20 protein-coding genes are annotated in these 20,931 nt (G+C 62.3%); 12 read left to right on the top strand and 8 right to left on the bottom strand.

What is annotated here, in order from left to right:
* Positions 1 to 57: 57 nt before the first annotated feature.
* Positions 58 to 963 carry a YghX family hydrolase gene (gene yghX, locus ACW9UO_RS05665; RefSeq protein WP_457088008.1) on the bottom strand — a complete coding sequence of 302 codons (906 nt, stop codon included), beginning with the start codon at positions 961 to 963 and terminating at the stop codon, positions 58 to 60.
* 271 nt (positions 964 to 1,234) lie between these two features.
* Here yghX and ACW9UO_RS05660 point away from each other — a divergent pair, with 271 nt between their 5' ends.
* The 3 genes from ACW9UO_RS05660 to ACW9UO_RS05650 all read left to right on the top strand — a co-directional run bounded on the left by ACW9UO_RS05660 (position 1,235) and on the right by ACW9UO_RS05650 (position 3,983).
* Positions 1,235 to 1,651, top strand: a complete 417-nt coding sequence (locus ACW9UO_RS05660; protein ID WP_457088608.1) for a secondary thiamine-phosphate synthase enzyme YjbQ — start codon at positions 1,235 to 1,237, stop codon at positions 1,649 to 1,651.
* Between the two features lie 156 nt (positions 1,652 to 1,807).
* Positions 1,808 to 2,542 carry a DUF1353 domain-containing protein gene (locus ACW9UO_RS05655; RefSeq protein ID WP_457088007.1) on the top strand — a complete coding sequence of 245 codons (735 nt, stop codon included), beginning with the start codon at positions 1,808 to 1,810 and terminating at the stop codon, positions 2,540 to 2,542.
* A gap of 232 nt (positions 2,543 to 2,774) precedes the next feature.
* Positions 2,775 to 3,983 (top strand): pyridoxal-phosphate-dependent aminotransferase family protein, encoded by a 1,209-nt coding sequence (locus ACW9UO_RS05650; RefSeq protein WP_457088006.1) that lies wholly within the window; start codon positions 2,775 to 2,777, stop codon positions 3,981 to 3,983.
* 95 nt (positions 3,984 to 4,078) lie between these two features.
* Here the strand turns inward: ACW9UO_RS05650 and ACW9UO_RS05645 are convergent, their stop codons facing one another.
* On the bottom strand, positions 4,079 to 4,813 hold the full coding sequence (locus ACW9UO_RS05645) for a GntR family transcriptional regulator (RefSeq protein ID WP_457088005.1): 735 nt from the start codon (positions 4,811 to 4,813) through the stop codon (positions 4,079 to 4,081).
* A 132-nt stretch (positions 4,814 to 4,945) separates the two neighbouring features.
* On the opposite strand from ACW9UO_RS05645, the gene ACW9UO_RS05640 reads away from it, so the two are divergent.
* A complete protein-coding gene (locus tag ACW9UO_RS05640) occupies positions 4,946 to 5,710 on the top strand; it encodes a 2-keto-4-pentenoate hydratase (RefSeq protein ID WP_457088004.1) in 765 nt (254 codons plus the stop codon).
* On the opposite strand, the gene ACW9UO_RS05635 is transcribed toward ACW9UO_RS05640, so the two are convergent.
* The 5 genes from ACW9UO_RS05635 to ACW9UO_RS05615 are packed head-to-tail and all read right to left on the bottom strand — an operon-like array spanning position 5,687 to position 10,958.
* Positions 5,687 to 7,099 (bottom strand): amidase, encoded by a 1,413-nt coding sequence (locus ACW9UO_RS05635; RefSeq protein WP_457088003.1) that lies wholly within the window; start codon positions 7,097 to 7,099, stop codon positions 5,687 to 5,689. The genes ACW9UO_RS05640 and ACW9UO_RS05635 overlap by 24 nt on opposite strands.
* Positions 7,100 to 7,102: 3 nt before the next feature.
* Positions 7,103 to 8,410 carry a TRAP transporter large permease gene (locus ACW9UO_RS05630; RefSeq protein WP_457088002.1) on the bottom strand — a complete coding sequence of 436 codons (1,308 nt, stop codon included), beginning with the start codon at positions 8,408 to 8,410 and terminating at the stop codon, positions 7,103 to 7,105.
* A gap of 57 nt (positions 8,411 to 8,467) precedes the next feature.
* On the bottom strand, positions 8,468 to 9,103 hold the full coding sequence (locus ACW9UO_RS05625; RefSeq protein WP_457088001.1) for a TRAP transporter small permease subunit: 636 nt from the start codon (positions 9,101 to 9,103) through the stop codon (positions 8,468 to 8,470).
* The gene (locus ACW9UO_RS05620; RefSeq protein ID WP_457088000.1) at positions 9,100 to 10,134 is read right to left on the bottom strand and encodes a TRAP transporter substrate-binding protein; all 1,035 of its coding nucleotides are present in this window, start codon (positions 10,132 to 10,134) and stop codon (positions 9,100 to 9,102) included. Before ACW9UO_RS05620 ends, ACW9UO_RS05625 begins: the two co-directional genes overlap by 4 nt.
* Before the next feature lie 44 nt (positions 10,135 to 10,178).
* Positions 10,179 to 10,958: a maleate cis-trans isomerase family protein gene (locus ACW9UO_RS05615; RefSeq protein WP_457087999.1), complete on the bottom strand. Its 780-nt coding sequence runs from the start codon at positions 10,956 to 10,958 to the stop codon at positions 10,179 to 10,181.
* A 478-nt stretch (positions 10,959 to 11,436) separates the two neighbouring features.
* Here ACW9UO_RS05615 and ACW9UO_RS05610 point away from each other — a divergent pair, with 478 nt between their 5' ends.
* From ACW9UO_RS05610 to hydA, 6 genes are read left to right on the top strand one after another with little or no spacing between them, the layout of a single operon-like run.
* Positions 11,437 to 12,423: a TRAP transporter substrate-binding protein gene (locus ACW9UO_RS05610; protein WP_457087998.1), complete on the top strand. Its 987-nt coding sequence runs from the start codon at positions 11,437 to 11,439 to the stop codon at positions 12,421 to 12,423.
* Positions 12,424 to 12,437: 14 nt separating this feature from the next.
* The gene (locus tag ACW9UO_RS05605; protein WP_457087997.1) at positions 12,438 to 12,959 is read left to right on the top strand and encodes a TRAP transporter small permease; all 522 of its coding nucleotides are present in this window, start codon (positions 12,438 to 12,440) and stop codon (positions 12,957 to 12,959) included.
* Positions 12,956 to 14,236 (top strand): TRAP transporter large permease, encoded by a 1,281-nt coding sequence (locus tag ACW9UO_RS05600; RefSeq protein ID WP_457087996.1) that lies wholly within the window; start codon positions 12,956 to 12,958, stop codon positions 14,234 to 14,236. Before ACW9UO_RS05605 ends, ACW9UO_RS05600 begins: the two co-directional genes overlap by 4 nt.
* A gap of 20 nt (positions 14,237 to 14,256) precedes the next feature.
* The gene (locus ACW9UO_RS05595) at positions 14,257 to 15,009 is read left to right on the top strand and encodes an aspartate/glutamate racemase family protein (protein WP_457087995.1); all 753 of its coding nucleotides are present in this window, start codon (positions 14,257 to 14,259) and stop codon (positions 15,007 to 15,009) included.
* 13 nt (positions 15,010 to 15,022) lie between these two features.
* Positions 15,023 to 15,748, top strand: a complete 726-nt coding sequence (locus ACW9UO_RS05590; RefSeq protein WP_457087994.1) for a GntR family transcriptional regulator — start codon at positions 15,023 to 15,025, stop codon at positions 15,746 to 15,748.
* Positions 15,745 to 17,160: a dihydropyrimidinase gene (gene hydA, locus ACW9UO_RS05585; RefSeq protein ID WP_457087993.1), complete on the top strand. Its 1,416-nt coding sequence runs from the start codon at positions 15,745 to 15,747 to the stop codon at positions 17,158 to 17,160. The genes ACW9UO_RS05590 and hydA overlap by 4 nt, the downstream gene beginning before the upstream one ends.
* 771 nt (positions 17,161 to 17,931) lie before the next feature.
* Here hydA and ACW9UO_RS05580 read toward each other — a convergent pair.
* The gene (locus tag ACW9UO_RS05580; protein WP_457087992.1) at positions 17,932 to 18,783 is read right to left on the bottom strand and encodes a MurR/RpiR family transcriptional regulator; all 852 of its coding nucleotides are present in this window, start codon (positions 18,781 to 18,783) and stop codon (positions 17,932 to 17,934) included.
* Between the two features lie 264 nt (positions 18,784 to 19,047).
* Here ACW9UO_RS05580 and ACW9UO_RS05575 point away from each other — a divergent pair, with 264 nt between their 5' ends.
* Both ACW9UO_RS05575 and ACW9UO_RS05570 read left to right on the top strand, forming a co-directional pair.
* The gene (locus tag ACW9UO_RS05575; RefSeq protein WP_457087991.1) at positions 19,048 to 20,010 is read left to right on the top strand and encodes a Bug family tripartite tricarboxylate transporter substrate binding protein; all 963 of its coding nucleotides are present in this window, start codon (positions 19,048 to 19,050) and stop codon (positions 20,008 to 20,010) included.
* Positions 20,007 to 20,924 (top strand): BMP family protein, encoded by a 918-nt coding sequence (locus ACW9UO_RS05570; protein ID WP_457087990.1) that lies wholly within the window; start codon positions 20,007 to 20,009, stop codon positions 20,922 to 20,924. The genes ACW9UO_RS05575 and ACW9UO_RS05570 overlap by 4 nt, the downstream gene beginning before the upstream one ends.
* The last annotated feature ends 7 nt before the right edge of the window (positions 20,925 to 20,931 follow it).

Here is a 20,931-nt window from a genome sequence, read left to right as displayed (position 1 = left end):
GTGTTGATCTAAAAGGGCGGCCTCTCGGGGCCGCCCTTCGCCGCTGTGGCGCTGTGATCAGCGCAGATATGTGTCGAAATGGGCGATGGTCCGCTCCCACGCCAGCTCGGCCGCCGCTTCATCGTATCGCGGGGTCGAGTCGTTGTGAAAGCCGTGGTTCACGCCCTCATAGATATGCGCCTCAAAGGTCTTGCCATGCTCTTTGAGCGCGGCCTCATAGGCGGGCCAGCCCTCGTTGATCCGTGTGTCGAGCTCGCCGTATTGCAAAAGCAGCGGCGCTTGGATCTTGGGCACATCCTCGGCGCTGGCTTGGCGTCCGTAGAACGGCACCGATGCGCCGAGCTCGGGATAGGCCACCGCCAGCGCATTGCATACGCCGCCGCCATAACAAAAGCCGACGCAGCCGACCTTGCCCGTGGTCATATCGCTCGCCGCCATGAATTCGTAGGCGGCAAAGAAATCGTTCATCAGCTTCACGCCATCGACCGTTTGCTGCAACGCGCGCCCCTCGGCATCGTTGCCGGGATACCCCCCGACCGAGGATAGCCCGTCTGGTGCCAGCGCAATAAAGCCGGCCTTGGCCACCCGCCGCGCCACGTCTTCGATATAGGGGTTCAGCCCGCGGTTTTCGTGGATGACCACAACGGCGGGCACGGGGCCTTCGACGCCAGTGGGTTTGACAAGGTAGCCGCGCACCTCTCCATGCCCATTGGGCGAAGGATAGGTGATGTATTCCGGCAGGATGTCGGGATCGGTAAACTTCACCTGCTCGGCAATGGCATAATCCGGGCTGAGCATGTTGAGCAGCACCCCAGCGGTTAACCCGCCAATGGCAAACTTACCGGCGCGGTCCAGAAACTCGCGCTTGGTGATTTTGCCGTGGGCATAGAAGTCGTAAAGGTCGAGCAATTCCTGATCAAAATCTTTGGCCGTCATGCGGGGTTGCGGGGCAATCTCGTTCATTGGCTGGTCCTCGTGAAAAACGACAGGCCGGAAAATGCGCCTGCCAACGGGCAGAGGATACGCGGCAACGCTGGGTTGCACAGGGTGAATGATGCGGTCTGCGGCTGTGGGCCCGTCACATTGCCGCGAGCAGCAGGGGGGGGCGGGGGCCAGGCACCGTGGGCAAGGCCGCGAACCGTCATTGGACGGATGGCGCTGGGCGGGCTACATAAAAGAACGGGCCAGCGGCACTTTGATGGCCAAACTCATGTCCGAAAGCCAAAGCATCACCGTGCAGACAACATTTTCCATCGCCACGCAGGGCCCCGGTCTTTACGAATTCACCCGAGAGGTCGAGGCTTGGGTGCAAGAGATTGAGCCGCGCACCGCGCTGTTGACGCTGCTGATCCGCCACACCTCGGCCAGCCTGCTGATCCAGGAAAACGCCGACCCCGAGGTGCAAGCCGACCTGCGCGAATATTTCCACCGGTTGGTGCCGCCCGCCGACGATCCCGCGATGGGGTTTGTCACGCACACCTATGAAGGGGTCGATGACATGCCGGCCCACATCAAGGCGGCGCTGCTGCCGGTGTCGCTGTCGATCCCGGTGATCAATGGCCGCTTGCGGCTTGGCACTTGGCAGGGGCTCTACGTGTTCGAGCATCGCCATGCGCCACATGAACGGCAGGTGGCGGCGCATCTGTCCTGATCCGCCGTTGCTAATTTCTGTCCAAGGTTTTGGCGCAATCTTCAGACCGGAACAGGCGAAAACCGGGGGCAGGTTTACCGTACTTGTTGAAAAGTCTGAATTTGCTACCCTTGTGCGGCAGCCTTCCGAATGATCGCGAGTCGCACCATGACAGACATGTCTCCCAGCTCTAGCCACAGACCGTATTGGGCCATCGCCTTGGCCGGAGTGGTGGCCGTGGGCGGTGCCTTTGCGGTTTATTCCACGCGCGGCGATGCCGAGGATGTCAGCTGCCTTGCCCGCGACGAGACCTCCGAGATCTGCCGCTTTGTCGGTGGGCCGCTCGAGGTGCAGGGCGCGCCGGTGTTTGTTTCCGACCGGCCGCAAGCGCTGTTTCCCACCCGCGCCGAGCTTTCGTTTATCGATGCGCGCGGCGAGACCTGGATCGCCCCGGCCAAAACCCTGACCGACGGCGCCTCGATCCCGGCGATCTTTTCGGCGCTGATGGGCGATAGGCAAAGCCGCGAATACCTGTTGGCGGCCGCCCTGCACGACGCCTATTGCGGCATCGGCAACGAGGAAATCGCGACCTATCACACCCGCCCTTGGCCCGATGTGCACCGCATGTTTTACGAGGCGCTTTTGGTCAATGGCACCTCGCCCAAGAAGGCGCGGGTGATGTATGCGGCGGTCTATCTCGGCGGTCCCCGCTGGGACGATCCTGCGCGGACGTTGGAAGCTGTCAGCGAGGTGGTTCTGGCGCAGGAAATGATCTGGTGCCTGACGTGGATTGACGCGGTGGACCCCAGCCTTGAGCAGATCGAAGCCTGGATGCAAAAGCGCGAGGCCGCCCTGCGCGCCGGCACCCAGAGCGAACCGGACTGGGACGCTCTGCTCGCAGACCGCGCCTGACCACGGGGCCAAGCGCCCGTTCAACATCTTTATCTATCTCGTGTGACCTGCGCCAGCGCGGTGCGTTTCCGAATCTGTCGGGGCGGCTGGGGTATGCGTGAATTTGCGCCGTACTATGGATATGTAAAAGTTAAAATTGTCCTATAAATCATCGCATTACAAAAAGATTGATTTAAAATCAAAAACCTGTAACCTCCTTGAAAAGCCACACCAAACTTGGAGACTGATCAAGATGCGCAAACCTGGACGCCACTTCCTTCAAATCCCCGGACCCAGCACCGTGCCGGACCGTATTCAGCGCGCGATTGATTTCCCGGTGATGGACCATCGCAGCCCGGAATTTGGCGAACTCGGCCTGCGGGCGCTGGGCGGGATCAAGTCGATCTTTGGCACTGCGGGCGACGTGATCATCTATCCGGCGTCGGGCACCGGGGCGTGGGAGGCCGCGCTGGTCAACACCCTGTCGGCGGGCGGCAGGGTACTGATGTGCGAAACCGGGCACTTCGCGTGGCTCTGGCAGCGGTTGGCCCACCGGCTGGGTCTGGTGGCGGATCTGATCGAAACCGACTGGCGGCAGGGGGCGGATGTCGGCGCGATCGAAGCCCGCCTGCGCGCCGACACCGCGCATGAAATCAAGGCGGTCTGCGTGGTTCATAACGAAACCTCGACGGGCTGCACATCCGACATCGCAGCGGTGCGCGCGGCGATGGATGCCGCTGGGCACCCGGCGCTGCTGATGGTCGATACGATTTCCTCGCTGGGGTCGGTGCCATTTCAGCATGATGCCTGGGGGGTGGACGTGGCTGTCGGCGGCTCGCAAAAGGGCTTGATGCTGCCGCCGGGGCTGTCGTTCAACGCGGTGAACGAGAAGGCAAAAGCCGCGTCAGAGACCGCAAATCTGCCGCGCTCGTTCTGGGATTGGGGCGAAATGATAGCTGCCAACAAAACCGGCTATTTCCCGTATACCCCCGCCACCAACATGCTTTACGGGCTGGTTGCGGCGGTGGATATGCTGCACGAAGAGGGGCTGGATGCGGTGTTCGCCCGCCACCAGCGCCACGGCGAGGCCACCCGCCGCGCCGTTGCGGCTTGGGGGCTTGAGGTGTTGTGCCGGGTGCCGGATCATGCCTCGCCGGTGCTGACGGCGGTGATGATGCCCGAGGGGCACTCTGCCGACGCGCTGCGCCGGATCATCCACACCGAGTTCAACATGTCGCTCGGCAATGGCCTTGGGCAGTTGCAGGACCGGGTGTTCCGCATCGGGCACCTTGGCGATTTCAACGATCTGATGCTGGCGGGCACCTTGTCGGGCATCGAAATGGGACTGGTCCGCGCCGGTGTGCCGCACCGCAAAGGCGGGGTGCAGGCGGCGCTGGAGTATCTCGCCGAGCGTCCCGAAACGGCCCAAACTAGCGCGCATAATTCCGGGCAGGCTGCCTGAAACACTACCTCCCTGAGACTTGGCCGGGCCTCGCGTCCGGCCTCTTTTCAGATTGGACCTTTTTTCAGATCGGGCATTTTCTCAGACGGCCGAACTCACTGCGCCGCCGTCTGATCGCTGTCCTTTTCCCACAGCGCCACCAGCCGACAGGCTTCGTTTCCGGCGCGCTCAAGATGCACCTGCCAGATGTCGCGCGCCTTGGCACCATCGCCGTCGCGCAGCGCCTGCATCAACTGTTCATGATCGCCCATCGACAGGTCGCGATGCCCGGCGGTGCCCATCGACAAAAACCGCGCCCGCTCGACATGAAAGGCCAGACTGGTGCGCACACGGGTCAGATCGGGGTTCTTGGCGGCCTCAACCACCATATTGTGAATTTCCAGATTGAGGTCGAAATAGGTTTGCAGATCCTTGGCTTCATAGCTTTCGTGCATCAGGCGATGGGCCTCTTCCATCGCCTGCAATTCCTCGGCGGTGATCCGTGTCGCGGCCAGTTCGGCGGCCAAGGCTTCGAGCCGCGAAATCACCTCGAACAGGCTGCGCGTGCCCTCGACCGTAAAGGCCGTGACCCGCGCGCCGCGATTGGCCATCAGCTCGACAAGGTTCTCCTTGCCCAACACCTTGAGCGCCTCGCGCATCGGTGTCAGCGACACATCAAGGTCTTCGGCCAGCTCGGCCACCTTGATCTTTTCGCCCGGCGCAAGCTTGCCAGTGACGATCATATGGCGGATCTCTTCGGCCACTTGTTCGTGCAGCGGCGCGCGGCTGATCACAACCTTGCCGCGATTGTTCACCCGTCTGCGCGGATGGTCCGATCTGCGAGTCTTCATCTTGTTCCTCCCGGGGTCCGGCACGCCGGTCACTTGTTAAAAACCGGTTTGCCCTCGTCAGATCCCGCTTGCGGGAGGGTGCCCCAAGATTTAAATTTAATTTATTCATATCAACAAGAAAGAAATAAATAAATGCAAAATACCACATCCGGCGCGACGATATCGGCTTTGGCGTCTTCCTTGATCGGCGCGCGCCGCGCTGGTGTGGCTTTGGCCGCCGAGGCGCTGCCTGCGTGCGATCCTAAGATTGCAGAGGCCTTCGCTGTTCAGGCCGAGGTTGTCGCGGCCATCGGTCCGGTGGGCGGGTTCAAAGTGGCCAATAAACCCGGCGCGGATAAGATCATGGCCCCGATTTTTGCCGCCGACATTCTGACCTCGCCCGCCACGCTGACAGTGCCGGCAGGTGAGGAGATCGGGATCGAGCTTGAGCTTGCGTTCCGCATCGACGCGCTTTTGCCGGGGCCGGAGGTTGCGAACCGACGTCAGGCGATTGCCGATTGTCTGTCGCTGGTGCCGGTGATCGAAATCGTGCGCACGCGGCTGCCGGCAGAGGTCTCGCCGATGCTGAAACTGGCGGACAATCAGATCAACGGCGGGCTGGTGGTTGGCGCGCCGGTGAAAGACTGGCAGGCGCTGCCGGTGACACAGGTGTCGGCGCATCTGGCCGAGGGCGATACCGTGTTGCTGAGCGGCGCGGCGCAGGTGCCGGGCGGCGATGCGTTTGAGAATTTCCTCGCGCTTGAAGAGATGATTGGCAGCCATTGCGGTGGGTTACAGGTGGGGCAGGTGGTGATCACCGGATCGTTGAACGGGCTGCCGTATGTGCAGGCCGAGACCGACATCCGCGGGCGGATCGACGGTCTCGGCGCGGTGTCACTTGACCTCAGGATCAGCTGACGTTTCGGCGAGGGCAGGCCAGCGCCAGCCTTCGCCACGCTCCGCCACTTGAGCGGCAAGCGCGATCAGACGGGATTCACCGCCGAGATCGCCAATCAATTGGCAGCCGATCGGCAGGCCCGCCGGGTCAGTTCCCGCAGGCACTGCCAAACCGGGATGACCGGCGGCATTGACCCACCCGGTATAGATCGCATGGCCACGCGGCCCGACCGGCTGGCCATCAATCTGGTCGGGGTGGCTGACCTCGGCGGGCCAGGGCTGCGCGGCGGCGGTGGGCATCAAGATCACGTCCCAGTCGCCAAACAGCCGCGAGGTTTCGACCCGCAGTCGTTGCACCGCTGTAATCGCGGCGAACAGATCACGGGCCGGAACAGCATCACCCGCGTCGGCCATCGCGAGGTATTGCGGCGCGGCCTTGGATTGCATCGCAGGCACCGAGGCGCGGATCTGCGCCAGACCGACCTGCGCGAAACTGCCCCAGAAGGCGCTGACCTCGTCGAGGTTGAGGGGCAGTGGCCCTTCACAGACCTCATGCCCGAGGTCCGACAATCGCCGGGCAAGGGCGCGGTGGGCGGCGGTGATCGCGGGGTCGCAGGGATTGTCATCCAACAGCGGCACCGAGAGGATGCGCAAGCGGTCAGGCGCCGGGCCAGCCAAGGGGCGGCAGCGCGACACCGGGTCGGCGCGGTCCGGCCCGGCGAGCACGCTGTGCAGTATCTCCAGGTCGCCAATGTCGCGGGCAAAGCTGCCAAGCACCTCAAAATCCATCAGGATTTGCGGCAACCCGCCGCCGCGCGCGATGCAGCCGATCGAGGGCTTCAACCCATACAGCCCGGTGTGGCCCGCCGGGCGCCGGGTAGAGCCGCCGCCATCGGTGCCAATCGCCAGCGTCGCCAGCCCCGCCGCCACCGCCGCGACCGAGCCGCCCGACGAACCGCCCGGCGTCAGCGCAATATCCCACGGGTTGCGGGTTACGCCAAAGCGGGCGTTGGCGGTATAGCCTTCGACGGCGAACTCCGGCGTGTTGGTCTTGCCAACAATCAGCGCCCCGGCGGCGCGCAACCGCGCCACCGGCAGCTCATCCGCCTCGGCCACATCGTCGAACGTATGCCCGCCCCAAGTGGTGCGCAGCCCGGCGACATGAAGGTTGTCCTTGACCGCCACCGGCACGCCATCCAGCGGCGACAGCGGTGCCCCGGCCTGCCAGCGCTTGCGTGACGCCTCGGCCTGCGCAGGCAGATCCTCGGCCAGCGCGACATAGGCGTTGATTTCAGGATTGAGCGCTTTAATCCGCGCCTCAAGTTCTGCAATCACCGCCACCGGATCGGCGCGGCCAGTGCGGTAGGCGGCCGCAAGTTCGGCCGCCGTCAGTTTCCAATAGTCGCTCATTGCCTAGCGCCCGCTCATGGTTTCGGGCAACCATGTCACGATGTCGGGCACAAAGATCAGCAGGATGGTAAAGGCCACCATGATCAGCGCATAGGGGATCGCCCCGAGCACCACATCGCGGAACGGCCCGCCATCGGTGCGCACGCCCTGCACGACATACAGGTTCATCCCCACCGGCGGCGTGATCATCCCCAGCTCGCACATCAGCACGATAAAGATCCCAAACCAGATCGGATCAATGCCGACCGCGGTGACAATCGGCAGCGCCACCGGGATGGTCAGCACCTGCATCGACAGCACGTCCATGAACATGCCAAGGAACAGGTAGAACACGATCAACGCCATCAACAGCGCCCAAGGCGACAGTCCGAAGGAGGCGACCCACTGGGTCATCGTCTGGGCAATGCCGCCCAGAGCCAGCGTCACGTTCAACATGAAAGCGGCGGTGATGATCAGCAGGATCATGCCCGTGGTCTTGGCGGTCTGACGGAAGCAATTGTCAAAGAACTCAACGCTCAGCTTGCCCTCGCGCGCGGCAAAGGCCAGCGCCACGACAACGCCCAAAGCGGCGGATTCCGTGGGCGTCGCGATGCCGAAATAGATCGACCCCATGACGACGGCAAAGATGATCGCGGGCGGGATAAGATGCTTGAGCGCGGCGATCTTCTCGGCCAGCGGCACGCGGGGTTCTTCGCCCTGTGTGGTGGCCGGGATGAAATAGGACTCTGCCGCGATATAGACCATGAACAGCAGCGTCAGCGTGATCCCCGGAATGATCCCGGCGATGAACAATTGGCCGATGGATTCATTGGCCAGCGAGCCGTAAATCAGCAGGTTGACCGAGGGCGGAATGAGAATGCCCAGCGTGCCGCCTGCGGCCAGCGAACCGAGCGCCTGCCGCGCGCCATAACCGCGTGCCTTGAGGTTGGGCAGCGCTACTGTGCCGACTGTCGCCGCCGTCGCAACCGACGAGCCAGAGGTGGCGGCAAACAGCGAACAACAGCCGATGTTGGTGTGTAACAGCCCCCCCGGCAACCGGTTGAGCCAGATCGCTAACGCGCCATACATCCGGTCGGCAATGCCACTGCGCAACAGCAGTTCGCCAAGCAGGATAAACAGCGGCACGGCAGTGAGGATATTCTCGTTCTGCACCCCCCAGATCACCGGACCCATCGAATTGAGCAGCGGCCAGCCATAGAGCAGCACGCCGCCCAAGACCCCCAGAACCACCATGATAACGGCAATCGGGAACGACATGAGCAACAGCCCCATCATCCCGAAAAAGCCTATGAAAACCGAACCCACACCCATGAGAACCTCCCGTTATGCGGGGCATCCCCCCGCAAGAATTGACTGTAAAAGAGCCGGTTATCGGCGCTCCAGATCGCTCATTTCTTCTTTCAGTTCCTCGATCGCGCCCTTGGGCTGGAACTCGGCGCTGACCCGGTCGAGCTGGCCGTTGATCACAAACACCGTGGCGCGGATGGCGAGGTAAATCGCGGTCAGCGAGAACAGGCTCAGCGCGCCGTACCAGGCGGCCTGCGGCCAGATCAGCGGCGTGGCCCAAGGCGTTGGCGCGGTCGAGCCATAGGCGAGGGTATCGACGATCACGATGCGCCCGACATAGAGGATGAACAGGCCCAGCCCGGCAATCGAGACGATGGACAGCCAGTCCATGATCGCCTGCAACCGCGCCGGAAACCGCGCGTGCAGCACATCAATGCGGATGTGGGCGCGGTCGATCAACGCCACCACAAATGCAAGGCTGGAGCCGACGGCAAGCACATAGCCGCCCATCTCATCCGCGCCTTCAAAGGAAAAGTTGAACATCTTGCGCGCGACCGTTTCGATCGAGACAAAGATCGACAGACCCAGAAGGGCGGCGCCAAACAGGCGGGCGGCAAAGGTGGCAAGATATTCCATGGAGAGCCCTCCGGCGAGCGTGTGGCTTGCATGCAGGGTGGACGGGGCCTGAGCGGCCCCGTTCGTTGTCTGGTCGGTCATTGGGTCATCGCGCCGTCGATGGCCGACTTCCAATCCGCCGAACAGGTGGCGTTCTGCTTGTCACAAACCTCGGCCCAGGTCGGGAAGGAAATCTCACTCACCGCGTTGCCGATGATGTCTTTGTCGGCGTCGGTGATTTCGACCAGCTTGAGGTCATATTTCTTGACCGTCTCACAGGGGTCTTCGCCGATGTTACAGCGCACCGCGTCGTCAAACAGCTCTTCGGAATAGGTCCAGATGTCTTCGACCAGCGTGTCGAACCCGGCTTCCAGCTTGGCCTGATCGTCGGCCGACATCTTGTTCCAGGTGTCGAGGTTGATGCCATAGCCATTCAGCGCCAGTTGGAACGCGACGGGGAGCATGTAGTTGGTGACTTCCGGCCAGCCAGCCGAGTTGGCCGAAGACGGCCCAGTGATGGCGCAATCAACCACGCCGCGGGCGAGCGACTGGTGCACATCAGGGAAGCCAATCGGCACCGGTGTGCCGCCCACCGACGAAACGAAATTGGCAAGGTTCTGGTCATAGACCCGGACCTTTTTGCCCTTCAGGTCAGACAGTTGCGCAATCTCGGGTTCGCAGAACAGCACCTGCGGGCCAAACGGCCAGACGCCCAGCAGCTTGGTGTTGAACTTGGCCTGCAACTGTTCGTCGACCTTGCCTTCGAACGCGGCTACCGTCTTGCGACCGGTGTCATAATCGGGGTTCAACCCGACGAGATCGAGGCCCAGAATGGTTGGCTCATCGCGCGACACCTGGCTCATCCGCAGGGACACGATGTCAAACAGACCGGCCTTGAGGATACGCAGCTGTTCGGTGTCTTTGATGCCGGTCACGTCGAGCGGTTTATAGTCAACCGTGGCGTCGATGCCGGTCTTTTCGGCGAAGTTTTCAAAGAACGGCTGTTCGACGTTTTTCTGGATCAGGCCCGTCGCAACCGGTTGGCCCAGCGCCTTAAGTTGCATGGTTTCGGCCTGTGCTGTCGCTGTGGCGGCGATCAGCGCCGAGACGGCAAGCGTCATGAGGGATTTCATTGGTGGTCTCCTTGTTGGGATGGAAAAGGGCGCGTTGGCCCGCGTTATGCCGTGAGTGGCGGGGGTGAACTGTGGGCTGTGCCGTTTGCTGTACGGGGCAGGGCGCAGCGAAAGATTTGGCCCCAGTCGGCCAGCGGCGCGGTGTCAAAACCGGCCAGGCGCAGGGCGTGCCAAAGGGTGACGGAAATGCTGTCGAGCACCGGAATGCCGGTGTCCCGCTCGATGTCGGGCGCCACGCGGGGGCCGTCGAAATTGGTGCAATAAACCGCAATCGCTTGCGGCCCGGCGGTGGCCACCGCGCGGATCAGATCGCCAACCTCGGCCTCGCTGTATTGCGCGAAGGAAAAGTTGCCGGGGTCCTGCAGGTGACGCTCGGCCTGACAGGTAAAACCCAGCGCGGCGAAGTTGTGGATGATCGCGGTCTGCACCTCGTCAAGATAGGGCGTGGCAAGGCCATAGGTCGTGGCCCCAAGGGCGCGAAACGCGGCCAACGTTGCCAGCGTCGAGGTGGTGGCGGGCACGCCGGTCTGTTCGGTGATGGCGCGGCAAAGCCGTTCGTCATTGTCGGCACCAAGCCAGCCGCCAGAGGTGCCGCCCCAGGCGATCACATCGCATTTGGCATCCGCGAGCAGATCGGCGGCGGCAAGCTGCGGCGCAAAGCTGAACTGGCCAAGCGCCTCATCGCTCATCGCAATCTGCGTCACCCGGAAGCGGGCGAAATGGGCGCTGACCTCTGGCACCGCGTTCAAAAGCTCGGCGGTGCGCGGCTCCATGATGGTGTTCGATGACGGCGTGAGCAGGCCGATGCGAAGGGGGAACGTCATGGTCAAACTCCTGAACTCGATTGACCAAAGCCTGTGTGAGGCGGAAGAAAATATCAAATAAAAAATTTAATTTGTTATAACACTATGTTTATAAATTGTAATTGTAAGGTAATAGGCGGTTTGTTCAATTCTTGGGCGGCCGGCGAACTTATTTTGGGGGCCGCACTCAAACCCACGTCGGCAGTACGATTCGACATTGGGAATCACGCACCGGCGCGCAGGATTTTCACGGGGACGAGTGGGGGTGCCGCACCCGACCGGTGCCAAGAGATCCGCCGTTTCTTCTCTGGAGTGGTTTAGGTGTAATATAATAAAACTGATATTAAACCGTATGTTACATAGTTTATAATTTTTTATAAAAAATAATCTTGATTTTGAGGCCGCGCGCCAACACCCTAGGCCGTGTTGAAATCAAGGCAGCACCGGGCGGTGCCGAATGCACCCAACCACCGCTGCTCCCCCAGACAGGAGACCCCCGATGAAACCGATTTTCGCTCTGTTCGGCGCAGCCGCGCTGACCCTGACCGTTGCCGCCCCGGCGCTGGCCGAATCTCTGAGACTGGCCGGCAACTTCCCGGTCGAGCATTCCAGCTCGCTTGCGATGGAGCGGTTTGCGGCTGCGGTGGCAGAGCAAACCGGCGGCGACCTTACCGTGCAGACCTTTCCGGCGATGCAGCTGGGCGGGGCCAAGGAGAACGTCGATCAGGTCCGCTCGGGCGTGGTTTTCGGCACGTGGATCGGCTCGGCCTATCTGTCGCGCACGGTGCCCGAGCTTGAGGCGGTGTCGCTGCCCTTTGCCTATCCCGACCGCGAAACCGCCTTTCGCGTGATCGACGGCAAGGCCGGAAAGATGCTGGAAGACAAGCTGGCAGAGCGCGGATTTGTGGCGCTTGGCTGGATGGAACTGGGGTCGCGCAACGTGACCAACAGCGTGCGCGCCATTGAAACGGTTGAGGATTTCGAAGGGCTCAAGGTCCGTCTGCAACCCAACGAGACCCACCTTGCCACCTTCCGCGCGATCGGGGCCAACCCGGTGTCGATGGGCATTTCCGAGGTGTATTCGGCGCTGCAACAAGGCGTGCTCGACGGGCAGGAAAACCCATTTTCGATCATCGCGTCGCGCAATTTCAACGAGGTGCAGGGACATCTGTCCGACAGCGGCCACTTCTTTGATTACATCGTGCTGGTGGCCAACAAACGCAAATTTGACGGTCTGAGCGAAGACCAACAGCAGGCCGTGCGCGCCGCCGCCGCCGAGGCGATTGCCTGGCAGCGTGAGACAGCGGCGACCGAGGACACCGCCTCGCGCGATGCGCTGGTCAAGGCGGGCATGACCTTTACGCCGCTCAGTGCCGAAACCCGCGCTACACTGCGCGCGCGCAGCCAGCCGGTGATCGGCGAGCTTAAGGATCGGATCGGTGCCGAGCTGATCGACCTCGTTCTAAGCGAAGCCGCCGCGAAATGATGGCTGCGGCACAGATGGACGGACCTCTGAAAGGAGGTCCGGCCCTCGCGCGGGCACGCGACTGGCTGGCCCGGTTAGACCACGCAACGGGCTTTGCGGTGATCGGCGCAATGGCGGTGATGACCGGTCTGGTGGTGAGCCAAGTGGTGGCGCGCTACGCCTTTTCCAGCGCCATCGACTGGGCGGAAGAGGTGGCGCGGCTGGCCTTTGTCTGGGCGATGTTTCTGGCCATTCCGCATGGCATTCGCCGTGGCGTGCATGTCGGGATCGATGCGCTGGTGGTCAAGTTTTCCGAGCGGGTGCAAGAGGCTCTGTTCCGGCTGTCGGCGGCGCTGGCGGCGGTGCTGATGCTGGTGATCTTTCGCTTTGCTTTCGAGGTCGCGGCCTACACCTGGCCCGAGATGATGCCGACCCTGCCGGTGACGGCGGCGGTCTATTACATCGCCGTCCTTTTGGCCGCTGTGCACTCAGTTTTGCACCTGATGCTGCTGGCCTGGGGCGGACGAAACACCTGGCCCGAGGAGGCGGCACCATGACCCTGATCACTGTCCTTGTTTTCTTTACGCTGGCGCTGCTTGGCATGCCTTTGGCCTTTGCGCTCGGGCTGGCCTCGCTGGGCGGATTGCTGGCGGGGGGTATCGAGCTGAGCGTGATACCGCAGCGCATGATGCACGCGGTCGACAGCTTTCCCCTGATGGCGATTCCGCTGTTCATGCTGGCGGGCGAGCTGATGGTGCGTGCCGGGATCATGGCGCGGATGATCCACTTCGCCAATGCTTTGGTGGGCCGGGTGCATGGCGGGCTGGCGCATGTTGCCATCGTGTCTGGCATGATGCTGGCGGCGGTGTCCGGTGCGGCGGTGGCCTCGGCCTCGGCGCTGGGGTCGACCCTCGTTCCGGCGATGCGCAAGACCTATGACGACGGCTATTCCAGCGCTGTTGTCGCCTCGGCGGCCAACCTTGGCGCGATCATTCCGCCGTCGAACGCGATGATTGTCTATGCGCTGATGGCGGGCTCTGCGGTCTCGGTGGGCGGGCTGTTCATGGCCGGCGTTATCCCCGGCATCCTGCTGACGCTGGGCTTTATGGCGGTGGCCTCGCTGATCTCGGTGCGGCGCGGGTTCAAGCTTTCGGGCGCGCAGTTTTCCGCCCGCACCGCCGCGATTGAGGCTTGGCGCGCACTGCCGGTGCTGGCGATGCCGGTCGTGGTTGTTGGCGGGATCGTTGGCGGGGTGTTCACCCCCACCGAAGGCGCCGGGATTGCCGTGGCTTACGCTGTGATCGTCGGCTTCTGGGTGACGCGAGAACTCAAACTCTCAGACCTCGCCCCGGCGCTGTTTCAGGCCGCCATCGGTGCGGCGATGGTCGGCGCGCTGATCGCCTTTGCGGCAGGGGTGACGTTCTTGTTCACCATCGACATGGTGCCCGCCGCGATGGCCGACTTCCTGCGCGGTGTGAGCGACAATCCGACCGTGTTCCTGTTGCTGGTGATGTCGTTCCTGATTGTTGTCGGAATGTTCATCGAATCCAACGCCGCCTACATCATGCTGGTGCCGCTGTTTGCACCGGTCGCGGGCACCTTTGGCATCGATCCGTTGCTGTTTGGCTTTCTGTTCGTGTTCAACCTTGTGATCGGAATGATGACCCCGCCGGTGGGCGTGGTGCTCTTTGTCATGAGCGGGATCACACGGGTCAAGATGGCGGAACTGATCCGCAACGTCTGGCCTTATGTGGCGGTGCAATACGCCGTGCTGATCCTCTGCCTGATCTTCCCCGGAATCGTGACCTGGCTGCCGCGCGCGCTGGGGTATTGATCGAAAGACGAGTGAAACTTATGAAAATACTTCTCATCAATCCCAACACCACCGAGGCGTTGACCAAGCTTCTGACCGACGCGGCGCGCTCGGTTCTGCCGCCCGACGCCACGCTAGATAGCGTTACGGCGCCGGTCGGGGTGCCCTATATTTCGACCCGGACCGAGGCGATGGTGGGCGGCATGTCGGTGCTGGAAATCCTGGCCGAGCATCATGGCAATTACGACGCCGCCATCGTTGCCGCCTTTGGCGATCCGGGCATCGGCGCCGCCCGCGAATTGTATGACATTCCGGTGGTCGGGCTGGCCGAGGCCGGGATGCTCACCGCCTGTATGCTGGGCGGTCGGTTCTCGATTGTGACCTTCGCGCAGGCGTTGGGGCCGTGGTACCGTGAATGTGTCGATTGGCATGGGCTCGGCGGGCGTTGCGCCAGCATTCGGATGCTCGACGGCAGCTTTAAATCGATCTCGGATGTGCAGGGCGAAAAGGCCGATCTGCTAGTGGATCTGGCGCTGCGTGCGATTGATCAGGACGGGGCCGACGTGATCGTTCTGGCCGGCGCGCCACTGTCGGGGCTGGCCCCATTGGTGCGCGACAGGATCCCGGTGCCGGTGGTCGATTGTGCGCAAGCGGCGCTGCGTCAGGCCGCGACGCTCGCGGCGTTGCGTCCGATTGGGGCGCGCCGGGGCAGCTTTGCCCGGCCTGCTGCGAAATCCTCGGTTGGGTTGACCACGGCGCTTGCCGCCCGGATCGCCCACAAAGACTGTGCCTGACAGGAGCGTTGCCATGACCACGGCCACCCGACATGCGCCTTTGGGCGAGAGCGAAACGACCCGGCTCACCCGCGCCCATCTGCATGAACGGGTGGCCGCCGAACTGCGCGACCGGATCATCACCGGCGCTGTGGCACCCGGTGAAAAGCTGGCCGTCACGGCGCTGGCGGCGGAAATCGGCGTGTCGCTGACGCCGCTGCGCGAGGCGCTGAAACTGCTGGCGACCGAGGGGTTGGTCGATCTTACCCCCAATCGCGGGGCCTCGGCCAGCCGCGTCACGGTTGACCAAACCCGCGCGCTGTTCGAGGTGATCGCCGGGACCGAGGCGCTGGCGGCGGAGCTGGCCTGCAAGCGGATGACCGAGCCCGACTTGGCCGAGTTGCACGCGTTGCACACTCAGATGTGTGCTGTGGCCGGGGCGGCGGATGTCGGGCAATACTTTGATCTCAACCGCCGCATTCATGACCGGATCGTTGATTTCGCCCGCAATCCTATCCTCAGCGACCAGCGTGACCGATTGGCGCAACAGGCGGAAAGGGTGCGCTTTATCGCGCTCAACAAAGAGGCCCGGCGCGAGGCGGCCTTGCAGGAACATCTTGACCTGATGGCGGCATTCAATGCCCGCGACGCCGACCGCGCAAGGCGGATCTGGCGCGGGCACTTGATGGCCTCGGGGCAACAAACCATAGACTATCTCGTGCGCCGCGCGGCGCCAGACGCAAGGACAAACCAGACATGACCCCCGATTACGACCTCGTTATTCGCGGCGGCCGCATCGCCACCGCCGCCGATATCTTTGACGCCGACATCGGCATCCGCGATGGCCGCATCGCGACCCTCGGGCAGGATTTGCCGCAGGGCAGGGAGGAGATCGACGCCCGTGGCAAGCTGGTTCTGCCCGGCGGTGTCGATGCCCATTGCCACTTTGACCAGCCCAGTTCCGATGGCTCGGTGATGGCCGATGATTTCGACAGCGGCCCGCGTTCGGCGGCCTTTGGCGGCACCACCACGGTCATCCCCTTTGCCTGTCAGCAAAAGGGCGGAACGCTGCGCGAGGCGGTTGATGATTACCACCGGCGCGCGCAGGGCAAGTCGGTGATCGACTACGCCTTTCACCTGATTGTCACCGATCCCACACCGCAGGTGCTGGGGCAGGAACTGCCGGCGTTGATCCGCGAGGGCTATACCTCGTTCAAGATTTACACCACCTATGACGACCTCAAGCTGAACGACCGCCAGATCATCGACGTGCTGGCCCTGGCCAAGCGCGAAGGCGCGTTGACGATGATCCATGCCGAGAATTCCGACGCCATCGCCTGGCTGACCGAGGCGCTAGAGCAGGCGGGCCAGACCGCCCCCCGGTTTCACGCCGATGCCCGCCCCGCGATTGCCGAGCGCGAGGCCACCCACCGCGCGATTTCGCTGGCCGAGATTGTCGATGTGCCGCTGCTGGTGGTGCATGTGTCGGGTGGCGAGGCGATGGACCAGATCGCGGCGGCGCGCGCCAAGGGGCTGCGGATCTTTGCCGAGACCTGTCCGCAGTATATTCTGCTCACCGCCGACGATCTTGATCTGGAGGGGTTCGAGGGGGCCAAGCACATCTGCTCTCCGCCGCCCCGCGACGCGGCCAGTCAAGACAGCGTTTGGCGCGGGCTGGCCAATGGCACGTTTCAGGTGTTCTCCTCGGATCACGCGCCGTTCAAGTATGACAGCGCCACCGGCAAGAAACTGTGCGGTGACGGAGCCAGTTTTGCCCATGTGCCCAACGGGATACCCGGCGTCGAAACCCGCCTGCCGCTGCTGTTTTCCGAAGGCGTGGGGCAGGGGCGGATATCGCTCAATCAGTTCGTCGCGCTCACCGCGACCAACCCGGCGCGGCTTTATGGGCTCTATCCGCGCAAGGGCACCATCGCGGTCGGGGCCGACGCCGACATCACGATCTGGGACCCCGCGCGCGAGGTCACGATCACCAACGCGGATCTGCACCACAACGTCGATTACACGCCGTACGAGGGCCGCCGGGTCACGGGCTGGCCAGAGATCGTGTTGTCGCGCGGCGAAACGGTGGTGCGCGACGGGGTTTTGACGGCGCCAAAGGGCCGGGGTCAGTTTCTGGAATGCGCGGCCCCCGACACCGGACCGGGTGCGTAGACGCGCCACCTGAGCGGCCCGACCCGGCGCTTGCGGAATTCTAACAGCGGCATTGGTCGTGGCAGCGGCGCGGTGATTTGGTTCGGTCAAGCGAGCCCCTCAGCACTGCTGGCCTGCACAAAGCTGGAAAACCTTCATTTCAGTTTTGTGCAGGCCCTCACCCGGAGCGCCCGCCTCACTGATATCGTTGTCACAGATACCTGCGAAACCCCGCCCCTCATCGTATCCCGGATGGACCGCCAGAGGCATATTATCGTCCAACGGCGGGGCGTTCTGGCGGATAAACACACGTTCGACCATCTCGCAGCCTTGCCCGTGGGGATGAAACCGGCGTTTTTCGGGCAAGCCTCTCTAGTGCATCCACGCGTTGTAACTCGCAAAAATCCCAGCCGGTTTCCATCAGCGACAGCGATTAATCCTGCGCGTCCCACACATTCTGGACCGCTTTTGACAGACGATTATCGGCGTGCCCGAAATCCATTGTCCGAGCGATCCGACAGCTTCGCCAAGCGCCATACCATCACGGTCCGTCATGCCAGGCCGGATGCCGAGCTGAATCGCCCCGAGTTTGTCGGAAACTGCAAAGCCGGGGCGGCGGGGATTGTTCGTCTATGTCAAAATCTCAGGCGCGCGCTCTTGGGTGCTGCACGACAAAGTGCAGGGGAGGCGTTGCGATCTGGGACTTGGGTCGTATCCGGACGTGGGCCCCGGAACCTTCCTGAAAGATGCAGTTTCTAGAAGTATAACTGTAATCAAACAAGAGCTTAGCCGCTAGACCTCTTTCAAGCGTTCATTGATCTCGTCGATGCGCCGCAGGCGGGTGCGGGCCGCCAATCCTGCGCGTAGAGTGGCGCGCGTGACGATTTGGTGGCAGAGCGACATCACGGATGCATGGTTGAACTGCGGGCTCGAGGTTTCGATGCGGCAGCGGAAATGCCATTTCACCCGATCATCCCGCTGGCTTCCATCATCGGTGATAAGCCCGATTTGCGCCCCGAGGGTTTGCAACTCATCCAGGGCGCGATCTGTATTTGCCATCCGGCGGCGCAGCGCGATCCAGATCACCAGATCGCCCGGCTGGATTGCCGCAAAATGCTCGCCAAGGCTTTCTCCGGCCTGCGGGATTATTGCCGCATCGGGAACCACTTTTACCAGCTGCCAATAGACGTATTCGGCAAAGCTGTGGCTGATCCGATATCCCGCCAGCCAGACCTTGCGCGCCGATACAATCGCCTCGGCCAGCGCATCCAGATCAGCGGCGTCGATATGCTCAAACGTCCAGGCGATGTTTTGCATTTCCTCCTGCATGCTGGTGGCAAGCTGGCTTTCGTGCGGCACGTTTTCGGCATGTGCAAGAAAGTGGCGCGATCCGCTTTGTCGCTCTTCGCGGGCGGCGCGGCGCGCGGTTTCGTAGCTGGCAAAGCCAATGCGCCGGACAAACCGCGAGACCGTCGCTTTGGACACACCACTTAGCCGCGCCAGTTCCTGCGCATCATAGGAGGCAAGATCGCCCGGAAAATCCAACAGGAATGCCCCCAACTTGCGCTCTGCCCGGTGCAGGTTGGGCAGGCTGGACCGGATGCGGGCCAGAAATGTCATGTCTTCGTGAAATTCGGGTTCCATATGGGCAATCTGATAGGGGGGCTTGTCTGGCGCAAGTTGAAAGCCTGTTGATTCGGGAAAACCTGCAACTTAGGCGGTAAAGCGTGGCAATCCGGTGTTCGCGTCGAGAGTGGAAATGGACGATTTCCGAAAAATCACGCTCAATTTCTAGGCAAAATCAAGATTTCCTGTGCGACAATTCGTAAAACTACAGTTTCTTGTAGGCGCGAAGGGCTGTCCTGATGGAACCATGGTTTCACGGAGTCACTCAGAGGGAACCAGATTATGAAACGCAGACACCTGCTCGGCGCAACTTTTGCCACACTCGCCATGCTGTCCATGCCCGTCCTTGCCGAAACCACATGGCCCGAACGCCCGGTAAAGATTTTGGTGTCCTTTCCTCCGGGCGGGTCCAGCGACCTTGTGGCACGGATGCTGGGCGAAAAACTGTCGGCAACGCTTGGCCAGCAGTTCGTGGTCGAAAACAAACCCGGTGCCGCCGGCACCGTGGCCGCGTCGGCTTTGAAAGCTGCAGACCCGGATGGCTATACCTTCATGCTGTCCAATCTGACCCCGTTCAACGTGGCACCCGTCCGTTTTCCCGACACGCCCTATGATCCAATCGCGGATTTCGACCACATCACCTATATCGGCACGGTCCACCTTGGCCTATTTGCCGCGCCGTCCATGGGGGTCAGTGACCTTGAGGCGTTGATCGCGGCGGCACAGGCCGATCCGGGCAAATACGAATACGGCAGCTCTGGCGTTGGCTCGTGGGGCCATATCATTGCCGAGCAGTTCCAGAACGTGACCGAGTCCGAGCTGTTCCACATACCCTACAAAGGGTCCGGTCCGATGCGTTTGGATTTCCGGGGTGGCGTGGTCCCGTCGATCTTTGATGCGGTCCCGCAGAACCTGCCGGCTGTGCAGGACGGCACCGCAATTCCACTGGCTGTCACGGCCACGCGCCGTCTTTCCTCATTGCCCGACGTGCCGACCTTCACCGAATTGGGCTATGACATCGTGGCCGAGAACTGGCTGGGTTTCAGCGCGCCAGCGGGCGTTGATGATGAGATCAAGACAAAGCTGGACACGGCATTGACCGAGGCGATGAACTTGCCGGATGTGCAGGCGCAATTCGACACATGGGGGCTGGTGCGCGAACCCAAGACCAGCGCGGAATTTGAGACCTTTGTAAGCGATTTGCTGGCGCAGTGGACGCCCTTGGTCACGGCGGCGATGAAATGAGCACAAAGATGAAGATTGCCGTCTTTTTTGTGGGCGAAGTGCGGGACGCTGGCTTTAATGCCAGCGCCCTTGCGGGGGCAGAGGCTGCGGCGGCCGAAGCGCTGGCCGAAATCTCGATCGTGTCTGGCGTGCGCTACGATCACGATGAAATCCGCGCGCGTCTGGCAGAGGTGGTGCCCGAGGTCGATGGCTTGGTGTTTATTGGCGGTCAGGGCAATATTGCGACGCCGGAAATCGCAGACCAATATCCCGATAAGACATTTGCCATCGTGCAGGGCAAGAGGACCGGACCGAACCTTGCCAGCTATGACATACGCCAAGAGGACTCGGCCTTCCTGGCGGGCGCACTTGCCGCGCGGACGACCAAAACCGGGACGGTCGGGCATTTGTCCGGTCATCGGGTGCCACCCGGTCTTAAAGGGCGTGCGGCCTTTGTTGCGGGTGTCAAACATGCCAATCCAGACGTGCAGATCCTGACCGGATTTTGCGGAACGCAGGATGACAGCGCCGTCACCAAAGCCTGGGCTGATGCGGAAATCGCGGCTGGGGCTGATATCATCTTTACCATGCTCAATGATGCCCGATCCGGCGCAATCGAGGCCTGTCGCAACGGCGGGGTCCGTCAGATTGGCAACGCATTGGATTGGGTCGACGTCGATCCCGAGGTCTTCATCGCATCCGCGATGGCAAGGATTGATCTGGGGGTGAAGGCAGCGATCACAGATATGGTTGCTGGTGTGACGCCGGGCGAGATTGTCGAGCTTGGTCTGGCAGACGGGGATTTTGTATCACTGTCGATGGGGGCGGACGTTCCGGAGGCCACCCGAGATTACATCGCAGGTTTGGCCGAGGACATTCGCACGGGAACGCTCGCCGTTCCGAATGACTACGACGGCCCCGAGTTCGAGCTGTAGGAGGCCC

The organism is Marinovum sedimenti (assembly GCF_054052205.1).
The sequence above is the reverse complement of the archived record's forward strand: the minus strand, read 5'-3'. Positions and strand labels throughout refer to the sequence as shown.